Genomic DNA, 23,192 nt, shown 5'->3' on the forward strand with positions numbered 1-23,192 from the left:
TCCCATGAGTCTCTTTCCCGGCTACGAGATCACGTCGAAGCTGCACGAAACCACGCGGACGCTCGTGTACCGGGGCCGCCGCACGCACGACGGGCTCCCCGTGGTGCTGAAGACGCTGCGCCTGGATCGGCCGAGGCCCGAGGAGCTCGCGCGGTTCCGCCGCGAATACGAGATCACGAGCGGGCTCGGCGTCGACGGCGTCATTCGCACGCACGGGCTTCTGCGCCACGACGGCCGCCTCGCGATCGTGCTCGAAGATTTCGGGGCCGAGCCGCTCAGCGCGTTCCGGGCGCGCGAGCGGCTGCCGATCGAGGAGCTCCTGCCGCTCATGGTCGGCCTCGCGCGGACCCTCGGCGAGATCCACGGGCGCAACATCATCCACAAGGACGTGAACCCGTCCAACATCGTCATCCACCCGGGGACCCGCGAGATCAAGCTCATCGATTTCGGCATCGCCACGGCGCTGTCGCGCGAGAGCGCGCCGATGCGGGATCTCAACGTGCTCGAAGGCACGCTGCGGTACGTCTCGCCGGAGCAGACGGGCCGGACGAACCGCGCCGTCGATCACCGCGCGGACCTCTATTCGCTCGGCATCACGTTCTACGAGCTCTTGACGGGCCACGTGCCCTTCGAGTCCTCCGACGTGGTGGAGCTCGTGCACCAGCACATCGCGCGCGAGCCCGTGCCTCCGCACGAGCGCGCGCCAGGGATCCCTGCCGTCGTCTCCGAGATCACGCGCAAGCTCCTCGCGAAATCCCCCGAGGACCGCTACCAGACGGCCTTCGGGCTCGCAGCCGACCTCGAAGCGTGCGTCGCGGCCCTCGACGCGGGCCGCCCGATCGAGCGTTTTCCCCTGGGCCGGCGCGACGTACCCGACAAACTCCAGATCCCACAGAAGCTCTACGGCCGTGAGCAGGAGATCACGAAGCTGCTCTCCACGTTCGACCGCGTGAGCGAGGGCAAGGCCGAGGTGGTGCTCGTCGCCGGCTACTCGGGCGTCGGAAAGAGCGCGCTCGTCAACGAGGTCCACGAGCCCATCCTCGCCAAGCGCGGCTACTTCGTCTCCGGCAAGTTCGATCAGCTCAACCGCGACGTCCCCTACAGCTCGCTGATCCAGGCCTTTCGCGACCTCGTCCGGCAGTTCCTCACCGAGAGCGAGGGGCAACTCGCGGTCTGGCAGAAGCGGCTCTCGGCCGCGCTCGGTTCGAACGGACAGGTGATCCTCGACGTCATCCCCGAGGTCGAGCTCATCGTCGGCGCACAGCCGCCGATCTCGCCGCTGCCCGCGAACGAAGCGCAAAACCGCTTCCATTTCGTGTTCCAGAGCTTCGTTCGCGCGCTGACGGCGGGCGGTCATCCGCTCGTGATCTTCCTCGACGATCTGCAGTGGGCCGACTCGCCGTCCCTGAAGCTCTTGCAGCTCCTCGTGACCGATCCGGACATGAAGCATTTGCTCGTGATCGGCGCGTACCGCGACAACGAGGTCGGCTCCGGGCATCCGCTGCGGATGACGCTGGAGGCGCTGGAGAAGGCAAGCGCGCCCGTGACCGAGCTCTCGCTCTCGCCGCTCTCGATCGAGCACGTGCAGAGGCTCCTCGACGACGCGGTGCGCAGCGGCGAGAGCACCCTGCCGCTCGCCGAGATCGCGCTCGAAAAGACGGGCGGAAACCCCTTCTTCCTCGGCCAGTTCTTGCGCTCGCTCGCCGACGAGCGGCTGCTCCGCTTCGAGCCGCAGGCCGCGCAGTGGCGCTGGGATCTCGCGGAGATCCGGCGCCGCGACATGACGGACAACGTCGTCGAGCTGATGGCCGCGAAGATCCAGCGGCTGCCCGCGCGGGCGCAACGCGTGCTCGAGCTCGCGGCTTGCATCGGCGCGCGCTTCGAGCTCGCGACGCTCGCGAAGGTGCACGACGAGCCGCTGATCGAGACGGCGACGGGGCTCTGGGACGCGCTGCGCGAGGGCCTCGTCGTGCCGATCGGCGACGCCTACCAGCTCGCCGAGCCCGCGGTGCTGGAGAGCTCGGATGGGATCCCCGACGCGCACTACAAGTTCCTGCACGACCGCGTGCAGCAGGCCGCGTATTCGCTCATCGAGGAGCACCGGCGCGCCGAGATCCACCTGCAAATCGGGCGCCTCCTGCTCGAACGCACGCCGCCCGGTCAGCTCGAAGAGCGCCTCTTCGACGTCATCAGCCAGCTCGATCAAGGCAGCGAGCGCATCGAGAGCCCGGAGGAGCGCGCCGAGGTCGCGCGGCTGAACCTGCTCGCCGGCAAGAAAGCAAAGGCGTCGGCCGCGTACGAACCCGCGCTGCATTACCTCGCCGCCGGCATCCGCCTCCTGCCGCCCGGAAGCTTTTCGGATCGGTACGAGCTCGCGTTCGAGCTCTACGTCGAGGCGACCGGCGCCGCGTACCTGAACGGCGACTTCGAACGCGCGCAAAAGCTCTCGCAGATCGCCCTCGAGCACGCGCGGACGGCGCTCGACAAGGTGCGGATCCACGAGCTCCGGATGCTGTTCCACACGGCGCGCATCGAGTTCGACGCGACGATCCGCGTGGGCCTGCAAGCGCTGGAGCTTCTCGGCGCGCCGCTGCCCGAGGACATCGACACGAACGGCATGCTCGCGCGGTACGCCGAGACGGCGGCGCTCATCGGCGACAGGCCCGTCGAATCCCTCGCCGATCTGCCCGAGATGGTCGATCCGACCCAGCTCGCGCGGCTCCGGCTGCTCGTGACGCTCACGGCGCCGGTCTACATCGGCAAGCCCATGCTCTTCGTGCCGATCGTCTGCGAGATGGTCACGCTCTGCGTCGAGCACGGGCACGCCGCGCTCTCGCCGTTCGCCTTCGCCGAGTACGGCGTCGTGCGCAGCGCGTTCGGCGATCCGGACGCCGGCAACCTCTACGGCGATCTCGCGCTCCGCCTCGTCGATCGCTTCGACGCGCGGGCGCACAGGGCGAAGATCTACACGCTCGTCGGGAGCTTCATCAAGATCTGGAAGGAGCACCTGCGCGTCTCCTTCGACTTCCTGCGCGAGGCCGTCACGACGGGCCTCGACGTGGGCGATCACGAGTTCGTCGGGTACTCCGCGGCCATCCACGCCTCGGCGATCTTCTACGCGGGCGAGCCGCTCGACGTCGTGGTCGCGGACGTGGCCCAGCACATCGACGTGCTGTCGCGCGTCAAGCAGGAGCACGGGCTCTCGTTCGCGCGGATCGTCCGGCAGACCGTGCTGAACCTCATGGGCAAGTCGAAGGATCCCGTCCTGCTCGTGGGCGAGAGCATCGACGAGAGGACGGCGATCCCGCACTTCCTCGAAGTGAAGAGCGAGAACGCGCTCGGCCTCCTGCACATCTCGAAGTGCATGCTCGCGTATCTCTTCGGCGACACGGCGCTCGCGATCGAGGAGGCCGACGCGGCGAGGCCCTACCTGAACGCGCTCACGGGGCACATGACGGCCGGGCAGCTCCCGTTCTACCACTCGCTCGCACTGCTGCGCGCGGCGCGCGTGGCGACGCCGGAGAACCGCGCCGCGCTGCTCGCCCGCGTGGACGAGAACCAGGCGCTCGTGAAGCGCTGGGCCGACAAGGCGCCTGCGAACTACCTGCACAAGTACGAGCTCGTCGAGGCGGAGCGCGCGCGGCTCTCGGGGCGCGCGTCCGAGGCGATGGACCTCTTCGAGCGGGCGATCAAGGGCGCCACGAAGAACGGGTTCGTGCAGGAGGAGGCGCTCGCCTACGAGCTCGCGGCGGAGCATTACCTGGAGCTCGGGCGCACGAAGATCGCCGCGACTTACATGGGCGAGGCGCGTTACGGCTACGTGCGCTGGGGCGCGTCGGCGAAGGTCGCGGCGCTGAACAAGGAGCACGCGGAGCTGCTCGGATCGGCGGCCCCGCCGCCGCCGAGCACGGCGCAGGGCGCGACGGTCAACCTCGGCGTCGAGTCCACGACGGGCAGCGGCGGCGAGTCGATCGATCTCGCGACCGTGATGAAGGCCGCCCGCGCGATCTCCGGCGAAATCGTCCTCGAACGGCTGAGCTCCACGCTCATGCGGATCCTCCTCGAGAACGCGGGCGCGCAGCGAGGATTTTTGATCCTGGAGCGCGAGGGGCAGCTCTGCGTCGCGGTCGAGCACACGATCGATCAGGCCGACGTCATCACGCACGACGCGACCCCGCTCGATCGGGAGCCGCGCCTCTCGGGCGCGATCGTGAAGTACGTGAGCCGCACGCGCGAGAGCGTCGTGCTCCGGGACGCCGCGCGCGAAGGCCGCTTCACCGCCGATCCGTACATCGCGTCGGCGCGGCCGAAGTCCGTGCTCTGCGCGCCGCTCATCGATCGGGGCGCCGTCACGGCCATCATCTACCTCGAAAACAACCTCATCGCGGGCGCGTTCACCGCGTCGCGGCTCGACATCCTGCGCCTCTTGCTCTCGCAAGCCGCGCTCTCGCTGCACAACGCCCGGCTCTTCTCCGACCTCGAAAAGACCTCGACGCGCCTCAAGGCCTCGAAGGATCTGCTCGAAGAATACAGCCGCACGCTGGAGCAGAAGGTCGACGAGCGCACGCGGGAGCTCTCCGTGAAGAACGCCGAGCTCGGCTCCACGCTCGAGCAGCTCCGCGACACGCAGCAGCAGCTCGTGATGCAGGAGAAGCTCGCGAGCCTCGGCGCGCTCACGGCCGGCATCGCGCACGAGATGAAGAACCCCTTGAACTTCATCATCAACTTCGCCGAGCTCTCCTCCGGGCTCGTGACGGAGCTCGACGAGGGGCTCGCGCAGCTCGACGGCGCCGCGCCGGACACGCTCGAAGAGATCCAGGAGACGCTCTCGCTCCTGCGCCAGAACGTCGCGAAGATCGGCGAGCACGGCGTGCGGGCGAACCACATCGTGAACGGGATGCTCCTGCATTCGCGCGCCGGCGGCGGCAAACACGAGCCGGCCGACCTGAACGCCGCCCTCGCCGAGGGGCTCGATCTCGCCTACCACGGCTATCGCGGCAAGACGCCGGGCTTCCACCTCAAGATCGAGAACGACTGCGATCCCTCGATCGGCCCGGTGGAGATCGCGGTCCAGGACATGGTCCGCGTATTCATCAACGTCGTCAACAACGCCTGCTACGCAATGCAGGACAAGCAACGAACGGCCGGCCCCGGCTACACGCCGACGCTCGGGATCCGCACGCGCGGCGATGCAAGCCTGGTCGAGGTGCGCATCCGGGACAACGGGACGGGCATCCAGGACGAGATCCTCGGGAAAGTCTTCAATCCGTTCTTCACGACGAAGCCCCCCGGCGAGGGCACCGGGCTCGGGCTCTCGATCTGCTACGACACCGTGGTCCAGGGGCACCGCGGCACGATGCAGGTCCACACGGCTCCTGGAGAGTTCACCGAGTTCGTCATTACGCTGCCCAGGCGCCAGAAGCAGCCGAGCGTCGCCGGTTCGCCCCCGTCCTCGCGCGCCATGGACTCGCGAAAAACCATAACGTGACGCTAGGTGAGGTTCGGCGCGGCGTGCACGGAAGCCGAAAAACGTAGCCGGATCACCGCTCTCGTGCCGTTCGTCCTTGATGGGCGGATGAAACTGCTGCATTGTCCAGAACGGACATGCACGTTCTCGGACGCCCCATTCGGGTGGCAATCATCGGAGGCGGGTGCGCATCGATGGCGGCCGCCTTCGAGCTGACCCGCCCCGAGCATCGCGGCCTCTACGACGTCACGATCTACCAGATGGGCTTCCGGCTCGGCGGCAAAGGCGCCTCGGGCCGCGGGCCGTCGGGCCGCATCGAGGAGCACGGGCTGCACCTCTGGATGGGGTTTTACGAAAATGCGTTCCGCCTGATGCGGTCGTGTTATGGCGAGCTCCGGCGCAATCCGCGCGCTTGCCCCATCGCGACGTTCGAGGACGCGTTTGCCCCCGCGCCCGTCGTGGGCGTGACGGATCGTTTGCCGAGCGGCGCCTGGGAGCCGTGGGTCGCCCATTTCCCGCCCGGCAAGGGCCTGCCCGGGGATCCGCTGGAGGAGCGCAACCCCTTCAGCGTCGCGGGATACCTGGAGAAGGCGCTCGCGCTCGTCCCCGAGCTCTTGCGTTCGGCGAACGCGGGGCGCGCCGCGGCCGCGTGGCCCGGGTCCGAGGGCGCGCGCCGCGCCGGGGCGTCGCCGGGCGACGTGCTCGGGATGATCGAGCGCATCCTGCGGTACGGGCAGCTCGCCACGACGGCGGCCGTGTTCGAGGCGGTGGACCTCCTGCGCACGGCGTTGCAATCGCTGTTCGCGCTGTCGCCGCGGGACAGCGTGCAAGCGACACTGCTCCGGCTGCTCGACGCGATCGGGGCGGTCGTGCGGCGGGAGCTCGACGCGCTCGTGGGCGGGGACATGGGGCTTCGGCGGGTGTGGGAGGTCGTCGAGCTCATTCTCTGCATCGTGCGGGGCTCGCTCCGGTACGGGCTCGCGTTCCATCCGGACGGGTTCGACGCGATCAACGAATACGAATGGTCGGACTGGCTCCGCCGGAATGGCGCGTCCGAGCGGTCGCTCGACTCCGGGTTCGTCCGCGCGCTCTACGATCTCGCGTTCGCGTACGAGGACGGCGACGTGCGGCGGCCGGCCCTCGCGGCGGGCGTCGCGCTCCGCGGCGCGCTGCGGATGTTCTTCACGTACCGCGGCTCGCTGTTCTTCCGCATGCAGGCCGGCATGGGCGACATCGTGTTCGCCCCGATCTACGAGGTCTTGAAGCAGCGCGGCGCGCATTTCGAGTTTTTCCACCGCCTGCGCAACGTAAAACTCTCGCCGCCCGAGGCGGGGCCTGCGCACGTGACGGGGCTCGAATTCGACGTGCAGGCCGAGATCGTGGGCGGCGGCGAGTACGCGCCGCTCGTGGACGTCAAGGGGCTTCCGTGCTGGCCCGCGATGGCCGATTACCGGCAGCTCGTGGACGGCGAGCGCCTCGAACGCGAAGGGTGGGCCTTCGAATCCCACTGGGAGACGCGCCGCGCGGGTGAAAAAACGCTCCGTGTGGGGGCGGATTTCGATTTCGTCGTCCTCGGCGTGAGCGTCGGCGCCATTCCGCACGTGGCGCCCGAGCTCGTGGAGCGGGCGCCGTCGTGGCGGGCGATGGTGCAGAACGTGAAAAGCGTCGCGACGCAGGCCTTTCAGGTCTGGCTGCGGGCGGACGCGCGGGAGCTCGGCTGGAATCGGCCCGGGCCGGTCAACGTGTCGGGGTTCGTCGAGCCATTCGATACGTGGGCGGACATGACGCACCTCGAACGAGTCGAGTGCTTCGAGGAGCCGGTCCGATCGATCGCGTATTTCTGCAGCGTCTTGCCGGACGTCGCGCCCGAAAACCCGGATCTGCCCGCGATCGCGCGCGCCTACGTGCGCGACAACGTGGTGCGGTTCCTCGACTGGGACGTGGGCTGGCTCTGGCCCGCGGCCGTCCGCAGGCCGGGCGAATTCCGCTGGGAATTGCTGGTCGACCCCGAGGAGGCCCGCGCCGGCGCGCCTCAGCGCACGGGCGCGGCGAGGTTCGACTCGCAATACTGGACGGCGAACGTGAATCCCTCGGACCGGTACGTCCTGTCGCTGCCCGGGACCATCAAGTACCGCATTTCGCCGCTCGACATGACCTTCGACAACCTGACCATCGCCGGCGACTGGACGCGCTCCGGGCTCGATACGGGCTGCGTCGAGTCGGCCGTGATGTCGGGGCTGCTCGCCGCGCACGCCATCAGCCATCATCCTCCCCTCGAAGAAATCATCGGATACGATCACCCATGAGCCAGTGGAATCCGCACGATCGCCCTCCCCCCCACGACGCGCCCGTGCAGGACCGGCTGCGGCGCGATCCACCCGCCCGCACCCAGCCCATTCGGGACGTGCCCTTGATCTTCCGCTCCCCGCCGGAGCGCCGCCCCGAGCCCATGCCGGGGCCGAATGGCCCCATCCCGCCGAACGGCCACCCCTCCCTCGAAGCGGGCGTGTCCACGGCCTACCGCGTGTATGACGAATACATGCGGCGCGGCCGGGACGCAGCGCGCGGGTTCGGCGGATCGTGGAACGAAGCCGGGCCACTTTCGTACGGCGACATGGCGCGGCGGGCCATGCGATACTGGTCCGACGCGATTGGCATGATGTTCGATTTCGCCGGGCCGATGGGCTTCATGCCGCAACACGGACGCGCGCCCGGCTCCCCGTATACACATTCCCCCTACGGCGGGTACGATCCGCGCGCGGCCTACGCGCCGCAAGGCCGCTACGAGCCGCCCCCGCCGTACGGCAAGCCCGAGCCCCCGGCCCCGTATGGCCGGTACGAACCGCCGCCGCCGCGTGAGCGCTACGAGCCGCCGCCGCAGCGCGCCCATGCGCCGCCTCCGCGCGAGCGTTACGAGCCGCCTCCCCCGCCATGGGCGACCCGCGGGCCGGGACCTGCCGCCCCGGCGCAGGCCCCGCGCCCGTCGCTCGAGGCGCCGGAGCTGGGAGCGGGCATTGCATTGCGGTTCGACGTTCACCTGGGCCGCGCCGCGGAGGTGCGCCTGCACCTCGGGCCCGGCGCCGCCGGAAAACACCTCGTCGCCCCGGCGCTCGCCGCGCTCGACGCGCAGGGCGCGCCTCCGCTCGAAGGCGTGCGATTCTCGAACGACGGCGCCATCGGGCTCACCCTGCAAGTCCCGCCCGAGCAGCCCGCCGGCACCTACAGCGGCGTGGTGATCGACGAAGCGAGCCGAACGCCCGTCGGTCGCGTCACCGTCACCTTGAAGGCCTGATCGGGGCCGAGGACGCCATGCTCGCCGAGATCGTCCCCGCCGTCTTGCAAGAATACGGTGCGGCCGCGCGCTCGCGGCTCTTTCAATACATCCCGGCGCGCGAGCCGCGGCGCTGGCTCTACGACCTCGTGGCCGATTATCCGCAGCGCGGCGGCCGTGGCTTCCGGCCGAGCCTCTGCATCGCCACGGCCCGCGCCTTCGGCTGCCCGCCCGAGGATGCCCTCGATACGGCCGCGTCCATCGAGCTCTTGCACAATGCCATGCTCGTCCACGACGACATCGAGGACGAGAGTGAGCGCCGCCGGGGCAAACCCACGCTGCACACGACGCACGGCATTCCGATCGCCATCAACGTCGGCGACATGCTCGGGCTCCTCGGCCTGCGCCCGCTGCTCGTGAACTTCCGGACCCTCGGCCCGCGCCTCGCGCTGCGCATCCTCGAAGAGACCGAGCGCATGGCCTCGGAGACGGCCGAAGGGCAGGCCATGGAGCTCGGCTGGCGCCACGAGAATTCGACCAGCGTGCGCGAGGCCGATTATCTCGAAATGGTCCTCAAGAAGACGTGCTGGCTCGGGATGATCCACCCGGTCCGGGTCGGCGCGATGATCGCCACGTTCGACTCGGTCGATCCCGACTCGTTCATCCGGTTCGGCTTCTTTCTCGGCGCGGCCTTCCAGATCCAGGACGATCTCCTGAACCTGACCGGCGACGAAAACGATTACGGCAAGGAGCTCGGGGGCGACATCCACGAGGGCAAACGCACGATGATGCTGATTCGCCTCTTCGAGGCGGCGACGGCGGAGGAGCGCGAGCGCCTCGGCCGCCTGCTCGCGCTCCCGCGCGCCGAGCGCACCCGCGAGGAGATCGCCTGGGTGCGCGAGCGGATGGATCATTACGGGTGCATCGAGTACGCGCGCGAGGTCGCGCAGGGGCTCGCGGGCGCTGCCTCGCACGAGTTTTCCCTCCTGTTCGGCGCGCTGCCGGACTCCAAGGACAAGCGGTTCATCGAAGCGCTCCCCCGCTGGGTCATCGAGCGGGCTTGACGAGCGGCCGCGGCAACACGACAAACGCTCCGGAGACGAACCATGGAGAAACCGCTCTTCAACATCGCGCGGGGGATGTACCCCGCGATGCAGCTCATCCCTCCCTTTTATTTCAAGGGGGTGACGATGCGGGTCTTCCCGCTCCTCGCCGACATGGAGCGGGTGCAGCGGTTCGTCGACCAGTACATCAACAACATCGCCCCCGAACAGGTCGGCCAGTTCCGGGTGTTTTTGCCGTACGTGTACGTGCAGCTCGTGCATTACGGCAAGATGTCGATCGACGCCGCGAACCTCGGCTGGATCGCGCAGCACGAGGTCAATTTCACGATCCCGCTCGCGTGGTACGAGAAAAAGGGCTCGGAGCTCGTCTTCAAGGACTGGATCTACCTCACGCCCTACATTTTCGTGGACAACCCGCTCTCGATGACGACGGGCCGCGAGGTCTACGGCTGGCCGAAATCCCCCGGATATCTCGTGCCGACCGTGCCCGGGTGGGTCGACGATCCCATGGCGCCGCGGCTCCTCGGCAAGGTGAGCACGCAGATCTTCCCGCGCACGTACGCGGGCCAGAAGCTCGAAGAGCGCGCGATCCTCGAGTTCGTCCAGGCGCCGTCGCTCACGCCGTTCGAGTGCCCCCCGGACCTCGACCAGGCGTTCTACCCTTGGGCCGCGGCGCAAAACGTGGTGAACAGCGCGAGCCGCTGGCTGTCGAGCTGCATGGACATCCTCTACGGGATGGGCATCCTGCACAAGCAGCCCGGCGCGACGCCCGCGAACGCCGTGAAAATGGCCAAGCAGCTCGCGGAGCTCATCGTCGGCCTCTACACCTCGAACCCCTACTGGCTCGCGCTCAATCTGAAGCAGTTCCAGAGCGCCACGCAGCCGCACCTCGCCGATTACCAGGGGTTCATCACGACGAAGCTCCTCATCGACGGGATCAACCAGGTCGGCTTCTTCGGCAACAGCCACCTCCTGCTCGGCGACATGACGGGCGGCTATCGGCTGCTCATCCACGGCTACTCCGATTTCCCCCTCGTCGACACGCTCGGGCTCAAGACCTCGGGCGAGTCCACGCGCGGCCCGCACGGCGAGCCGGTGGACGTGATCGAGCCCGTGTTCCCGTTCTGGCTCGATTTCGACATGAAATACCCCTGGGGCGAGGTGCTCGCGTGGCGCACGCCCTTCTCGTGCGGATGGAAGTGCCACGAATGGGTGCCCGCGTCGCTCATGGCGCCGGATCCCGAGCCCATCCCGCTCTTCAACACCTCCCGCGGCGTCCCGCTCGATCCCGTCACCGGGCCCTTTTATTTCCCCGACGCCACGGTCCGCGTGCTCCCGATGCTCGCGGACAAGGGAAAACTCCAGGCCTTCTGCGACGCCTACCTCAACCAGATGCTCCAGGGCACTGGCTATCAGATCGATGCTTGGGGCACGTACGTGTACATGATGGCGTCGAGCGTCGACGAGGTCGGCTCCGCGACGAACAACGTCGGCGTCTGGACGGACCGCGACATCGAGATCCTCCTGCCGGTCCTCTGGTATTTCAACGGCGAGCTGCGCGGCGGAGCGATGATCCCCGTCTTCTCCTACGCGAACCGCGCCGCGGCGGCGATCTCGGCCTCCGAGGTCAGCGGCATCCCGACCCTGCCCGCCCTGCTCGCGAGCCCGGCCGATCGATGGATGGACCACGCCGGTCCCTCGCCGAACAAGCCGCAGCCCCTGCTCACCGTCCTGGCCGAGGTGCTCCCCGCGCTCGGGTATGGCCAGAAAGCCGAGCGGCAGCCGGTCATCGAGATCGTCCAGGGATCAACGACGCCGCTCGCCCCGACGAGCTCGTTCCTCCTGAACGAGAGCTTTTCGCACCTCATGCAGCAGGAATACGAGCGAAAGGTGTCGACGGCCGGAGCGCTCCGCGACGAGCTCGAAATGGCCCGCGCTCTCGCGCTCGGCCCCGTCGCGCTCAAGGCCTCGCTCGACATCCTCACGTTGAAGCAATTCCGGGACGCCCAGGATCCGATCGCCGCCTGCTACCAGAGCGTGGTCCTCATCGAGCGCGTGCTCGAGCACGTCTACGAGATCGACGAGATCGAACAGCGCCTCGAGGTGCGCCTGCACGAGTATCCGGGCCAGCCGATCGTCAAGACGCTGGGCCTGCACTGGAAGGCCGTGGACGTGAGCGGCCCGGTCGAGGTGTACGTCGTCGAGCCCGTGCGGCCCTTCTGGGCGCGCGTCGCCATGCGGCAGCACCTCGGCCAGAACCTCGCGATGCGCGCCGGCAGCACGCACTGGATCATCCAGCCCCCGGAAAAACTCCTCGCCTCGCTCCTCGAGAAGCCGAACCTCGGCATGGAGATGCTCGCGGACGTCGACGCCGGCGTGCCGCGGCAAATCGCGCCGCGCGCGCAGGACCTCTCCACCTCGATGGTGGGAACGTTGTCGCAGCCGAACCGGGCGCAGGCGCTCGGGGCGATCGAGCCGCAGATGGTCCTCGAGACGATGCTGAGCGGCGAATGGGAGGATCACGGGCGGACGCGCTGGGAAGACGGCAAGACCGAGATCGTCCAGGCCCTCGCCGCGGTCCGCGCAGAGGCGGGGATGGACGAGGCGGCGGCGCGATCCGCGGAGATCGCGTACCTCACCGCCGAGATGGATCGGCGTATCCCCAAGGAGAGCCGGCTCCGCCCGCACGCGGAGGAGGCCCTCCAGCGCCTCGCGGCCGCCGCGGAGATCACCGACGGATCGGCGAAGCAATTCGCGCCCGAGGCGACGGTCGCGTTTTTCGCGCCGGCGTCTTCGTCGCCCGACGGGGCGACGCCGGAGGTTCACGCGACCGCGCGCGAGCGCGTGGCCTTGATCCTCGCGAAGGCCTGGCAAAAGCCCGATTTCGTGGCGCCCTGACGAACCAGGGCGCCCGCGTGATCACAGGGCGCCGAAGGCCCCGTCGGCCGTGAACGTGGAGCCGCTGCAGAACGAGGATTCGTCGCTCGCGAGGAAAAGCACGAGGTCGGCGATCTCCTCGTTCGTCCCATAACGACCGAGAGGGATCATGCTCGTGAACTTGTCCTTCACGGAGTTCGGCGCGTCCGGGGCTGCCAATCGCTCGATCGAGCGCATCATGCGGTTGTCGACCGCGGCGGGGTGAATCGAGTTGACGCGCACGCCGCGGGGTGAAAGCTCGAGCGCGGCCGAGCGCATGAGGCCGGTCACCGCGTGTTTGCTCATCGCGTACGCGCTGAGCCCGGCCATCCCCGAGAGCCCGAGGACCGACGAGTTCAAGACGATGCTGCCTTTGCCCTGCTCCACCATCGGCGGGGCGCCGTGCTTCAGGGTGAAGAACGTCCCGCGCATGTTCACCCGATAGACCTCGTCGAGCTCCTCCGCCGTGATCTCGGTGAGCGGCTTGACGACGCCCTCGACGCCGGCATTGGCGAAGAGGATGTCGAGCCGCCCGAATGCCGAAAGGCATGACGCGACCGCGCGCGCCACGTCCGCCTCCTCGGTGACGGTCCCCGTCCCGATCGCGACGGCGTCGCCGTACTGCGCCACGGCGTCGCGCAGCGGCCCTTCCTGGCGAGCGAACGCGAATACGCGCGCCCCCTCGCGAACCAACCTTTCGATCGTTGCTTTGCCAATCCCGCCCGTGGCACCCGTGACGAGCGCCACCTTGCCCTCGACTCGACCCATGGGGACGACCTCCTTCGTTTGCGGATCCACCACCCGGAAAAACCGCGTTTGCCCGAGTCTATGCACATCCGCCACGCTTTGGAAACAGCGCGACGACGGAGCGCGACCGATTCAGGCGCGCCTCTGCGAGCGGTACCACGCAATCGCATCACGCAACGTTTCGTCAAGCGGGCGGACGCCTTCCCCGAAGCGCGTCGTGGCGATCGGCGGGCCCATCGCGTAGGCGTCGAGCACGAGCAGGAGCGCGAGCGACGGGAGCGGCGAAGGCCGGCCGCCGAGCGAAAGAGCCGCCTCCATCCAGAACGCGCCCGCAGCGGAGAGCCGGGCCGAGGCGCGCAAGAGCGGGGGCCTTTGGCCCGCGAGCTCGCAGATGCGCGCGGCGAGCACGTCGGTGTGGACGTCGTGCCCCGTGATCGGGAGGGGCGCGCCGAACGCCTCGGCTTCCAGCGCGCCGCGGATCGCCGAGGCCGCGTCGCGGACGTCGACGACGTTGACGATGCGGCGCACCGTGGCCAGGACGTGGCCCGAGAGCAGCTCGGGGACGAGCGCGAGCTCCTGGGGTTTGTCGTCCCAGGGCCCGAGGAACGCCGTGGGATTGGCGAGGACTGTGGGCAGGCCGTGTCGCGCGGCGTCGAGGACCATGCCCTCCATGTGCGCCTTGACGGCGAAGTACGGATGGCTGCGCCTGCGGAAGCTCGTCTCGAGCCCGGCGAGGCCCGCTTCGTTTCGCGGCAAGGTGGTGAAGGAGCCGATGTACACGAGGCGCGCGCCGCTCCGGAACGCGGCGTCGAGGACCGCGCGCATGCGCGCGACGGCATAACCGAGGGGATCCCGCTCGGCCGAGGATTGCGGGGCGAAGCGGTGGACGGGGTAAGGCGCGGCGGCGTCGACGATCACGTCGTGCCCGCGGGCCCATGCGTCGATCTGGCCCGGCGCGTCCGCGTCGCCGACGGCGAGGTCGACGTCGAGGCCTTCGAGGTTCGCGGGGCTCTTCCTTCGCGTGGCCGCGGTGACGTGGTAGCCGTGCGCGAGGAGCTCGCGGACCATGGCCTGTCCGATGTGCCCCGTGGCGCCGAGGACGAGGGCACGGGCGCGGTCGCCGCTCGAGAGCATCGACCGCGGAAACCACGCCGGCTCGGCGGCGTCAAGCACCCGCGCGTCCTGCGGCGTGTGCGCGCGATGAGACTACCCACGCGGCGGCGCCCTGCGTTACGATGGTCGTCCTCATGCGCGCGGTCAGCCTCAACATCACCGTGGGTCGTCGGCCGGACGAGCCCCGGGAGCTCTACAAGTTCGCCACGATGGCGAGCATCGCCTGCGGAGGCCCCGGCGTCGACGAGCGATCGATCAAGCGCGCGATCCAGCAGGCGAAGGAGTCGTGGGCGAAGATCGTCGCGCTCGTCTCGTTCCCCGCGCACGGCGGGCCGATCGGGCCATCGGTGGAGCCGGAGGACGTGCGAAGCGTGGTGCGTGATCAGTGTACCGCGATGTTGCGCGTGGCCGAGTGGCAAGGCGCGCGGATCTTCGCGGTGAAGGCGACGGATCCGCTGCTCCTCGCGGCGACGGCGAACCGGCACGTGGCCGACGCGATCCTCGACGGCGCGTTCGAAGGTCTCTCGATGGACGTGCCCGTGATCGGCCCGTTCGAGGGCGCGATGCTCGACTACGTGCGCACGGGCGGGCTCGATTATCTGCGGGAGGCGTACGCGGATCGGGGCTACCGCGCGGATGGGACGCTGATCCCGGAAGGCGAGCCGGGCGCGCAGATCGAGAGCGCGGCCGCGGCGGCGGAGAACGCGCTGCGGCTGGCGAGGACGAGCCGCTTCGACGCGATCGGCGTGCACGGCGAGGGGCCGCTGTCGGTGGAGATGGCGGGCGCGGTGCGGACGGCGCTGGAGAGTCAGGGGCTCTTGTCGCGGTAGCAGGTCGCTTCGCGAGTTACAGCGGTCGCTTCGCGAGTTACAGCGGTCGCGCCGCGAGTTACAGCGGTCGCTTCGCGAGTTACAGCGGTCGCTTCACGAGTTACAGCGGTCGCTCTGCGAGTTACAGCGGTCGTGTCATGAGCCGCAGCGGTCGCTCCGCGAGTTACAGCGGTCGCGCCGCGAGTTACAGCGGTCGTGTCATGAGCCGCAGCGGTCGCTCCGCGACGTACAGCGGTGACGCCGTGACGGGCGCAGGTGGTTCCTTGCCGGACAGAGGTTCGTTACGCTGCGCCGCATGGCCATTGATCTCGAAACGATTCCGAAGGCGCGCCGGCTGAAGCTCATTCGATTGGGCGAGCAGTTCGGCTCACAGGACACGCTGGACCAGGCGAACCAGACGCTGGCCGCATACGAACGGCATGCGCCGCCGCTCAAGACGTCCGGCTTTGGCGCGAAACACGCGGCAGCGCTGAAGGGCGCGCGCGACGGGCTCGTGGAAGCGGGCGTGGGGCGGGAGGCCGCCAAGGGCAAAAAGAAGGTGACGGGGGACGCCTACGTCAAGGCATACACCCAAGCGGCGACGGCGCGGCTCAACGCGCGCGTCGTGCTCGCAGGGGTCAAGGAGGACCTGGAGGCGAGCGGGGTGTCCGAGGAGGCCGCGGCGACGGTCTCGGCGGCATTGCGGCAGACGCGGTCGTCCGCGAAGAAGGCGGAGCCGCTGGCGCAGCAGCTCGCGCTGCTCGGCGATACGCTGAAGCACCCGGCAGTGGCGGCGGTGGGGGCAGATCAGGGCGGGCCCGAGGCGCTTTCGGAGATCGAAGCGTCGATCCCGGCGCTGCGAAAAGCCGACCAAGAAGACGTGGGCGTGCGCGGGACGCCGGTGGAGACGGAGACGCTCGACCTGCTCGACGGGATCATCGTCGAGCTCGTGCGAAGGGCACGGCGAGCCGCGATCGCAGCGTCGAGGCGGCTCGGGAACGCGGCGATGGCCGAGGCGTTCAAGCTCGACAAGCTCTACCGATCGAAGGGCGGGAGCAGCGCGGAAGACGAGGGCGGAGAAGACGAGGAGGCGGAGGAAGTCAAGGGGTAAGCGGGGGGTGACGGAGAAATGATGGGGCGGCACCTCGGGCGCGGGGTGCGAGTGGCAGGGAGGGTGGGCGCTGTCGTCTTGGCGACGCTCACCCCTTCCCCGCCGCCGCGGCTTCGAGCCTGTCCCGGAGCTCGACAAAAGAACTGAGCATGTCTCGGTAATACGTCGGGGTCAGGCCTGCCTGCATGGGAACCTCGCCCTTCGCCCGCGCCTCGCTCCGTCGCGCGAGCTCCGCTTCGAGACCACGCTCGAGCTCCGCGATGAGGGGTTCGAGCACGGCGAGCCCCTCCTCGGGCTTGTGGGTGCGCAAGCAGGCTCGCACATACCTTTCCGCCATCCAGCATTGTTCCCAGAGATCCGAGAAGCCCAGGCGGACCACCTCGTTCCAGGCCTCGCGGCAAACCTCGAAGGGCTGTTCGAGCATGGTTGCTGCCCTGAGCAGATCGTCGGCGATGCGCCCCTTCACGCTGAGCACGAGGTCCTGGGTGGCTTCGTCCTCGCCGGCGCGCGCCGTGAACTCCGCCTCGACCCGCTTGTAATCGGCGGCGACGTCGGTGAAGCTCCGCTCCCGTGTCCTCGCGAAGGTTTTGTAAACGGCGAGGCACGCTTCGGAGAACTCGTCCCAGAGCGCATCGCTCCTCTCCTCTTCCGGGGTGGGAGGGTTTGCCTCGTCGATCCGCCGCGTGCTTCGCTCCGGGCTCGGCTCGCCCCTTTGCTGGGCCAGGAGCGCGCCCTGGAGGTCACGCAGTTTCTCCAGCTCCTGTTCGTAAAAGGCCGTGGATTTCTGCGCCGCCTTGGCTTCCTCGAATCCGCGCTCGAGCTCGGCGATGAGCGGTTCGAGCACGGCGAGCCCCTCCTCGGTTTTTTCGTCATACAGGCAGCAATCCGCGTAGAACCAGGCCGACGTGTCCCTTTCGAAGGGGCCCGTGAAGCCGAGGCGAACCGCCTCGTTCCAGGCCTCGCGGCAGACATCGAAGGGCGCACGCTTCTCGTGGGCGAGCGAGAGGATGGTCTCGGCGATGCGTTGCCTCGTGTCGAGCACAGCAAGTTCGTTGTCGCCTGCGCGCGCCACGAACTCCGCCTCGAGTCGGCGATGGTCCTCGACGGCCTCGGCGAAGGTCCGGGTCCGCTCCAGCGATTTCACGAAGAGCATGACGTTGGCTGTGGTGAACTCCCCGCCGAACGCGTCGATTGTTTCGTCTTTCGTGGTCATGTTCGTCCCATCGCTACCATTATGCAATTGTTGCTAGTACTGACATGACACGAGTTCGTCGCCTAGTGGGATGGGCTTCTTAGGCCATTCCTTGTTGGGTCGGCATTGCTTGTGGCACGCGTAGCATAACGTTGCTCTCCAATGTTCCCCACGTTTGCCCGCCAGATCAGACATCAGGCAATCCTTCAGGTGGGCAGTGCATATGTCATCTTTTTTCTTCCGACCCGCCTCCGCAATCTCCGACTTGCCAATCTCCACCGACGCGGCGATCACGACGACGATGGGGGCCGCCTCGATGATGAGGTCGGCGAGGGCGATCGCCACGACCACGAGCGCAGGGTGCCCGACGAGCCCACGCTCGGCCGGCGGAGCGGTCGACTCGGAAAGGCGCAGCTTGCGCAGCCTGAGGAGCTCCTCCGGGACGGTCATGCCTCGCAGCGCGATCCGCATGCATGTCGCGAGCTCCGTATGGGGCACGCCTTTGCTCTCCACATCCGCGACGTGGCCGTCTTCGTCGACCTTCACCGTGACGTCGAATGTGTAGTATCCGCCCCTGAGCTCGCCGCCGAGCTCGTCGACGCATGCGCGTAGGCGCTCCGCGGTGGCGTCGGGGACACGCGGGCGGTCGTCCTGCTGCGCCAGTTGTCTGACCGTGGCCCCGCAGCCGAGCGGCGTGAGCGCCACCGTTGCGCAAGCGAGGAGCCCGAAGGAGAAGATGGTCCTCACGCGCGGGAACGTCATTGCCGGCATCCGACCCGTCTCTCCGGCCTCACCCCTTCCCCACCCCCCGCCGCGCCCGCTCTGCCTCGGCCATCAGCCGCCCGTAATCGAGCCGTTCGAGCGCCGCGCGCGCCTCGGCGAGGCTCTCCCCCGCGACGGACGCGCCGAGCCCGAGGACGAGCCTGCGCGCGAGCTCCTCGCGGCGCAGCGGGCTTTGGCGGAGGAGATCGAGCGTCACGAGGCCGGAGGCGCGCGCGACGTCGAAAAGGCCTTCCCGCGCCGCGGTGCGCGCGCGACCTTCGAGAATGCGCTTCAGCGCCCGCTCGGGGATCACGCGCCGTTCGAGGACGAGCACGAGCAGCGCGAGTCGCTCGACAGCGCCGCGATCGAGCCCTGCCGCAATCGAATCGAGCTCCAGCGGATCGACAGGCTCGATTCCGAGATCACGGCAGAGATCAGCGAGCTTGGCCCGCGCGACGTCGACATCCAGCGCGGCAGGCTCGATCTCCGCGAGGACCTGGGCGAATGCGGCGAGGATCGGCGCGAGCTCGATCGGCACGCTCTCCGGCAGGAGGCGAGCGTCTTGCGCAGCAGGCGCGGCGGCGGGCTTCGCGGTCCAGTTTTTCAGAAAAGACATGGCTCTATCCGCTGGGGTTGGTCTTGCCCGGGTCGTCGAACAGGGAAAATGCAAGCTCGGCCGCGACACGCGGAAAATCGAGGAGCGCGCGCACGGTGACGACACGCGCCCCGGCTTGCTCGTACCTGCGCACCTTCTCGCGGTTCGGCGCGTGGAGGAGCAGCACGAATGCCGGCGAGCGCTCGGCCGCGCGCGCAAAAATGCCCGCGTTTTGCCGGTGCGCGTCGTAATTCGCGTCGAAATCGCTATCGGTGATGATCACGCGGATCGGCTGCTCGGAGCGAGTCTCCTCGACGGACGCGGCGAGGACGTCGAAGGGGAATTGCGTACCGCCGCCGATATAGCGCATCAAAAACTTCGAGAGCACGCGCTCGGAGCGGCAGAAGTCCCACGCCTTTTCGTGGCCCACCGAATAGACGAGCGCGCGCGCCGCGCCGCCTGCGCGGATCGTGCCGGTCGCCAGGATCTGCGCGGCGAGGGTCATCGCGTTGAGGGCGCGTTTCGGGTCGGGCATGGAGCCGCTCACGTCGAGGTAGATCTCGGTGCGGCCGAGGAACGACGGCGTGCTCTGGCCCTCCTCGTCGGCGATACGCTCGCGGAGCAGCGGCATCGCGGCGCCGAGCGTCTCGCCGCGGCGGAGGAGCGTGGCGACCCAGTCGATGTCGGCGACGGGATCACCAGGCTCCCATTCGAGGTGCGTGGTGGGCACGAGCGCGTCGGCGAAGACGCGGGCGGGCGGCGGGCGGAAAAGGTATTTTTCGGCTTCGCGCCGGTAATGGGCCGCCATGGCCGTCGTGAGCAGCTCGGATTTGCCCGCGCCGTCGCCGGGCATCGCGCCCGCGCGGCGTTCGAGGCTCTGATCGGCGAGTTTTTCGGCGAGGTCTTTGGGGAAAAAACCTTCGCGGATCGCCCGCTCGATCGCCGCCTTTTCGCCCTTCTTCGGCACGAGCGCCGCGGCGAGGTCTTCGGCGGAGGGATCGCCTTCGGCGCAGTCGCCTTCGCCCGCATGTTTTGGCGCGGGGCTCGCCATGGCGTATCGCCAGGCGATCGAGGCGAAATAAAGGTACTGGAGCGTGACGTCGGGCGCGAACGCGAAGAGGTTTTCCGCGACGAGCTTCGCGTCGAGGCGGTGGTCCGGAAAAGCACGCTCGAAGGCGGCGGCATTCGTCCCGAGCAGCTCCCCTTCCCTTCGTTGCCAGAGCTCTTCGATCACGGCGCGCTGGAACGTGAAGAGCACGTCGTCGGGCGAACGCGCGCCGCGCGCCACGAGGATGCGGCAGAGGTCGTCCTCGATCGAGGGCAAACCCCGGCCGAGCCGCTCGTCGACGAGCAGATCGTAAAAGGGCCCCATGAGCGAGCGCGGCAGGCGCGGCAGGAACGTGCGTTCGAGCAGGAGGAGGCGCGCGTGCTCGACGGGGTTGCCGGGAAACGCGACGTGGTGGCCGATCTCGTGGGCGATCAGTGCTTCGAGCGCGTCTTCGAGCGAGGCCTCGGTGATGGGGCGCGCGCCGAGGCGGATCGTGCGCGAGGCGAGGTCGATGCGGGCGAACGTGTCGCCCTCGGGATCCACGACGGGCTCGCCGAGGAGGAGGTACGGCGAGTAACGCGCGAGCGCGCGCGGGAAGGCGCGCGCCGCGAGGGAAGCGACGAGCTCCCGCGCGCTCAAGGGCTCTCCACGAGCCAGAGGCGCTGCGAGTCGAGCGCGGTCGCGACGACGAAGCCCGCGCGCGAGGCAGCCACGCTGTGCCCACGTTTCCAGTGCGGGAGCGGGACCTTCGTGTCGCTCACGTACACGACGCCCTGGCCGAGCGTGACCGTGGGCAAGCTCGGATCCGCCTCGACTTTGTCGGCGAGGCAAGGCGAGCGGAACGCGAGGTTCGGGGCGCCGCGCGCGCCGAGGAGCACACCGGCGGAGAGATCGGGCCGCTTGCGATCGTGGACGCAGACGAGCGTGGGCGCGCCGAAATGCACGCGGCCCGGGAGGAACGCGGACTCGACCTCGCGCAGATCGATCGTCCGCACCGCGAACGGGCCTTTCCACGTGGAGCGGGCGCGCGGCGCGAGCGCGGCGTCGAGGATGCGGAGGAGGCGGCCTTCGAGGTCGAACCGCGCGCCGGGGCTCGCTACGGCGCTCGGCGCGGCCATCGCGGAGGCGACGCAGAGGTTCAGCCACGGAGGCTCGCCGAAGAGGCCTTCGCCGAGGTTCCACGCCTTCGCGAGCAAGCCCATGCGGGCCTCGATCGGTGCCGCGGGCAGGCTCTCCGGGAGCATGTCCACGAACAGCCATTCCACGAGGTTTTCGGGCCTGCGCGCGCGCGGCGTATCGCCCTCGGGAGCGACGCCGGGCCGGATGTAGCCGAGCCCGATCGCCTCGACCACGAGCCCGAGCCACGCCTCGAACGCACGCAACGAGCTCTCGGATCCGTCGAGGCCCGCCGCGAGCCGCTTGCCCGGACCCACGACGAGCGCTTCGAAAAGCGCGCCGTCCCAGCGTGAAAAACGGCGCTCTCCCTCCCGCAAATGGTGGGTCGCCAGCGCTTCGAGGTCACTCACGGAGCACCTCCTTCCAGGCGCTCGGCGGCGGCGAGCCTGCGTTGGTAGGACTCATGGATGCTCTTCAGGAGCACGAGATCCTCGTAGATCGGACCCGAGAGATCGGCGCGCTTGAGCAGCTCCTCCATCGCGCGTTGCACCTTGCCCACGCGGCGCTTGAGCTCGGCGGTGGTCGTGCCGAGCACGCTCGCCTCGGCCTCGGCCTGGAGTTCGCGCACGCTCGCGCGGAGCGGCGCGTAGGCCGCGTGCTGGACGGCCGCTTGATCGAAGAGGCGCGTGATCCACGTGGCCCGATCGAGCAAAAGGACGCGGGCTTCGGCCTTCTGAAAGAACGCACTCTGCGGATTCGGGCGCAGTTTGTCGAAGAGCGTGAAGGGCAAGACGAGGCGCACGTCGGTCGCGGTGACCTCGCTCTTGCCGCGGAAATACGCGAGGGCCTTGGCGAAGAGCAGGATGGCCTGGAGCGCACGCGCCGAGACGCCGTTTTCGGTCTGCGTGCAGACGTGGACGTTCTTGTCGAGCGGGCAATCCTCGTTGCACACGTGCGCGACCTTCTTGCCCGCGAGGTGGAGCGTGTCCTTGTTGCGGTATTCGAGGACGTCCGAGGCCCTGCGGCAAAAATCGAGCTGGCCCGCGAAGAACCCGAGCACGTCGAGCACGCTCTCGGGGATCGGGACGGCGCGGATCTCGGCCTCGGCCTGGTCGAGCTCCTCCGCGGAGAAGACGACGTCGGCAGGGATGCGCGTCTCGGGCGGGCGCGCCGTGGCGACACGCTCGGCGAGGGCGTCGAGGGAGCGAGCATGGAACGGCGGGGCGCGGACGACGACGTCGATGCGATCCTTGAGGGCCTCGATGACCTGGAACGTGCCGCCGCCGGAGTCCTCGTTCGCCGTGAGATACCAGGCGGATTTGCCCACGAGCGCGACCTGCTCGAAGCTCTCGGCGTAGCCCTCGGCGAGGAGCGAGAGCAGCGCGGACTGGGTCTTCGTGGGGATGCGGTTGTACTCGTCGATGATCTTGACGCGCTTGCCGATCCAGCGGCGCCACTCGACGCGGATCTCGCGCGACTCCTCGGCCTTGACGAGGCTCGCGGGCAAGGGGCTGCCGAGCAGATCGGCCGTGGTGAGCTGGGGATGGCCGTGCTGGACGATGCGGCGGATCTCGTCGAGCGGAATGCCCGCGAGCGCAGCCATGATCGTGGCCATGGTGGTCTTGCCGCGGCCCGGGGCGCCGACGAAGAGCAGGCGCTGCGAGGTGACGAGGCAAAGGAGCGGCAGGAGGACGTACGAGGCGTGCGCGGCGCGGCCGAGATCGACACGCGCTTCGCCCTTGCCGAGCGTCGTCGATTCGCCGAGCTCCATGTCGAGGTACGGGCACACGAGGGCTTGTTCGACGATCCACGTGTAGGCGCGGCGGAGCTTGCCCGAGAGGCCCGCACTCCTCCGCGGTCCGAGGACGAGCGCGCCGTCCTTTTCGACGCGGGCACGGCCGTCGAGCCACGAAGCGACGAGGCGATGAGGATCCATTCGTGACCACGACTATGCCAGAGCTCGTGGATCTTGGGCAGGTCG

The 23,192-nt window shown here is 68.8% G+C and carries 15 protein-coding genes; 7 read left to right on the top strand and 8 right to left on the bottom strand.

Translation table 11 applies throughout. The annotated features are described in order from the left end of the window. The first annotated feature begins 4 nt into the window (after nt 1–4). From QHF84_RS38050 to QHF84_RS38070, 5 genes are all read left to right on the top strand, one after another. Nucleotides 5–5,488, top strand: coding sequence for an ATP-binding sensor histidine kinase (locus QHF84_RS38050; RefSeq protein ID WP_281318450.1), 5,484 nt, complete (start codon nt 5–7; stop codon nt 5,486–5,488). Nucleotides 5,489–5,604: 116 nt separating this feature from the next. Then, a complete protein-coding gene (locus tag QHF84_RS38055; RefSeq protein ID WP_281318451.1) occupies nt 5,605–7,773 on the top strand; it encodes an FAD-dependent oxidoreductase in 2,169 nt (722 codons plus the stop codon). Continuing rightward, nucleotides 7,770–8,759 carry a hypothetical protein gene (locus tag QHF84_RS38060; protein WP_281318452.1) on the top strand — a complete coding sequence of 330 codons (990 nt, stop codon included), beginning with the start codon at nt 7,770–7,772 and terminating at the stop codon, nt 8,757–8,759. Before QHF84_RS38055 ends, QHF84_RS38060 begins: the two co-directional genes overlap by 4 nt. Nucleotides 8,760–8,776: 17 nt before the next feature. Further along, nucleotides 8,777–9,802, top strand: coding sequence for a polyprenyl synthetase family protein (locus QHF84_RS38065; protein WP_281318453.1), 1,026 nt, complete (start codon nt 8,777–8,779; stop codon nt 9,800–9,802). A 42-nt stretch (nt 9,803–9,844) separates the two neighbouring features. Next, nucleotides 9,845–12,700: a hypothetical protein gene (locus QHF84_RS38070; protein ID WP_281318454.1), complete on the top strand. Its 2,856-nt coding sequence runs from the start codon at nt 9,845–9,847 to the stop codon at nt 12,698–12,700. A 21-nt stretch (nt 12,701–12,721) separates the two neighbouring features. Here QHF84_RS38070 and QHF84_RS38075 read toward each other — a convergent pair whose 3' ends face one another. Together QHF84_RS38075 and QHF84_RS38080 are read right to left on the bottom strand one after the other, a co-directional pair. Further along, nucleotides 12,722–13,486 carry a glucose 1-dehydrogenase gene (locus QHF84_RS38075; protein ID WP_281318455.1) on the bottom strand — a complete coding sequence of 255 codons (765 nt, stop codon included), beginning with the start codon at nt 13,484–13,486 and terminating at the stop codon, nt 12,722–12,724. A 111-nt stretch (nt 13,487–13,597) separates the two neighbouring features. Beyond that, on the bottom strand, nt 13,598–14,638 hold the full coding sequence (locus QHF84_RS38080) for an NAD-dependent epimerase/dehydratase family protein (protein ID WP_281318456.1): 1,041 nt from the start codon (nt 14,636–14,638) through the stop codon (nt 13,598–13,600). 74 nt (nt 14,639–14,712) lie between these two features. On the opposite strand from QHF84_RS38080, the gene QHF84_RS38085 reads away from it, so the two are divergent. Together QHF84_RS38085 and QHF84_RS38090 are read left to right on the top strand one after the other, a co-directional pair. Next, entirely contained in the window at nt 14,713–15,408 is a 696-nt protein-coding gene (locus QHF84_RS38085; protein WP_281318457.1) for a LamB/YcsF family protein, read from the top strand. Between the two features lie 295 nt (nt 15,409–15,703). Continuing rightward, a complete protein-coding gene (locus QHF84_RS38090; protein WP_281318458.1) occupies nt 15,704–16,498 on the top strand; it encodes a hypothetical protein in 795 nt (264 codons plus the stop codon). Between the two features lie 88 nt (nt 16,499–16,586). Here the strand turns inward: QHF84_RS38090 and QHF84_RS38095 are convergent, their stop codons facing one another. Genes QHF84_RS38095 through QHF84_RS38120 form a run of 6 tightly spaced genes read right to left on the bottom strand, consistent with a single transcriptional unit; the run spans nt 16,587 to nt 23,147 of the window. Continuing rightward, a complete protein-coding gene (locus QHF84_RS38095) occupies nt 16,587–17,711 on the bottom strand; it encodes a hypothetical protein (protein WP_281318459.1) in 1,125 nt (374 codons plus the stop codon). Nucleotides 17,712–17,744: 33 nt separating this feature from the next. Next, complete coding sequence (locus tag QHF84_RS38100; protein ID WP_281318460.1) at nt 17,745–18,437, bottom strand: hypothetical protein; 693 nt, start codon at nt 18,435–18,437, stop codon at nt 17,745–17,747. Nucleotides 18,438–18,480: 43 nt separating this feature from the next. Continuing rightward, complete coding sequence (locus QHF84_RS38105) at nt 18,481–19,068, bottom strand: hypothetical protein (RefSeq protein WP_281318461.1); 588 nt, start codon at nt 19,066–19,068, stop codon at nt 18,481–18,483. 4 nt (nt 19,069–19,072) lie between these two features. Further along, entirely contained in the window at nt 19,073–20,734 is a 1,662-nt protein-coding gene (locus QHF84_RS38110) for a hypothetical protein (protein ID WP_281318462.1), read from the bottom strand. Further along, nucleotides 20,731–21,621, bottom strand: coding sequence for a hypothetical protein (locus QHF84_RS38115; protein ID WP_281318463.1), 891 nt, complete (start codon nt 21,619–21,621; stop codon nt 20,731–20,733). Before QHF84_RS38115 ends, QHF84_RS38110 begins: the two co-directional genes overlap by 4 nt. Then, nucleotides 21,618–23,147 (bottom strand): MoxR family ATPase, encoded by a 1,530-nt coding sequence (locus tag QHF84_RS38120; RefSeq protein ID WP_281318464.1) that lies wholly within the window; start codon nt 23,145–23,147, stop codon nt 21,618–21,620. Before QHF84_RS38120 ends, QHF84_RS38115 begins: the two co-directional genes overlap by 4 nt. Nucleotides 23,148–23,192 lie beyond the last annotated feature (45 nt).

Origin of the sequence: Polyangium sp. y55x31, from assembly GCF_029946505.1 — a bacterium.
In the GTDB taxonomy this organism is placed as follows: domain Bacteria; phylum Myxococcota_A; class Polyangia; order Polyangiales; family Polyangiaceae; genus Polyangium.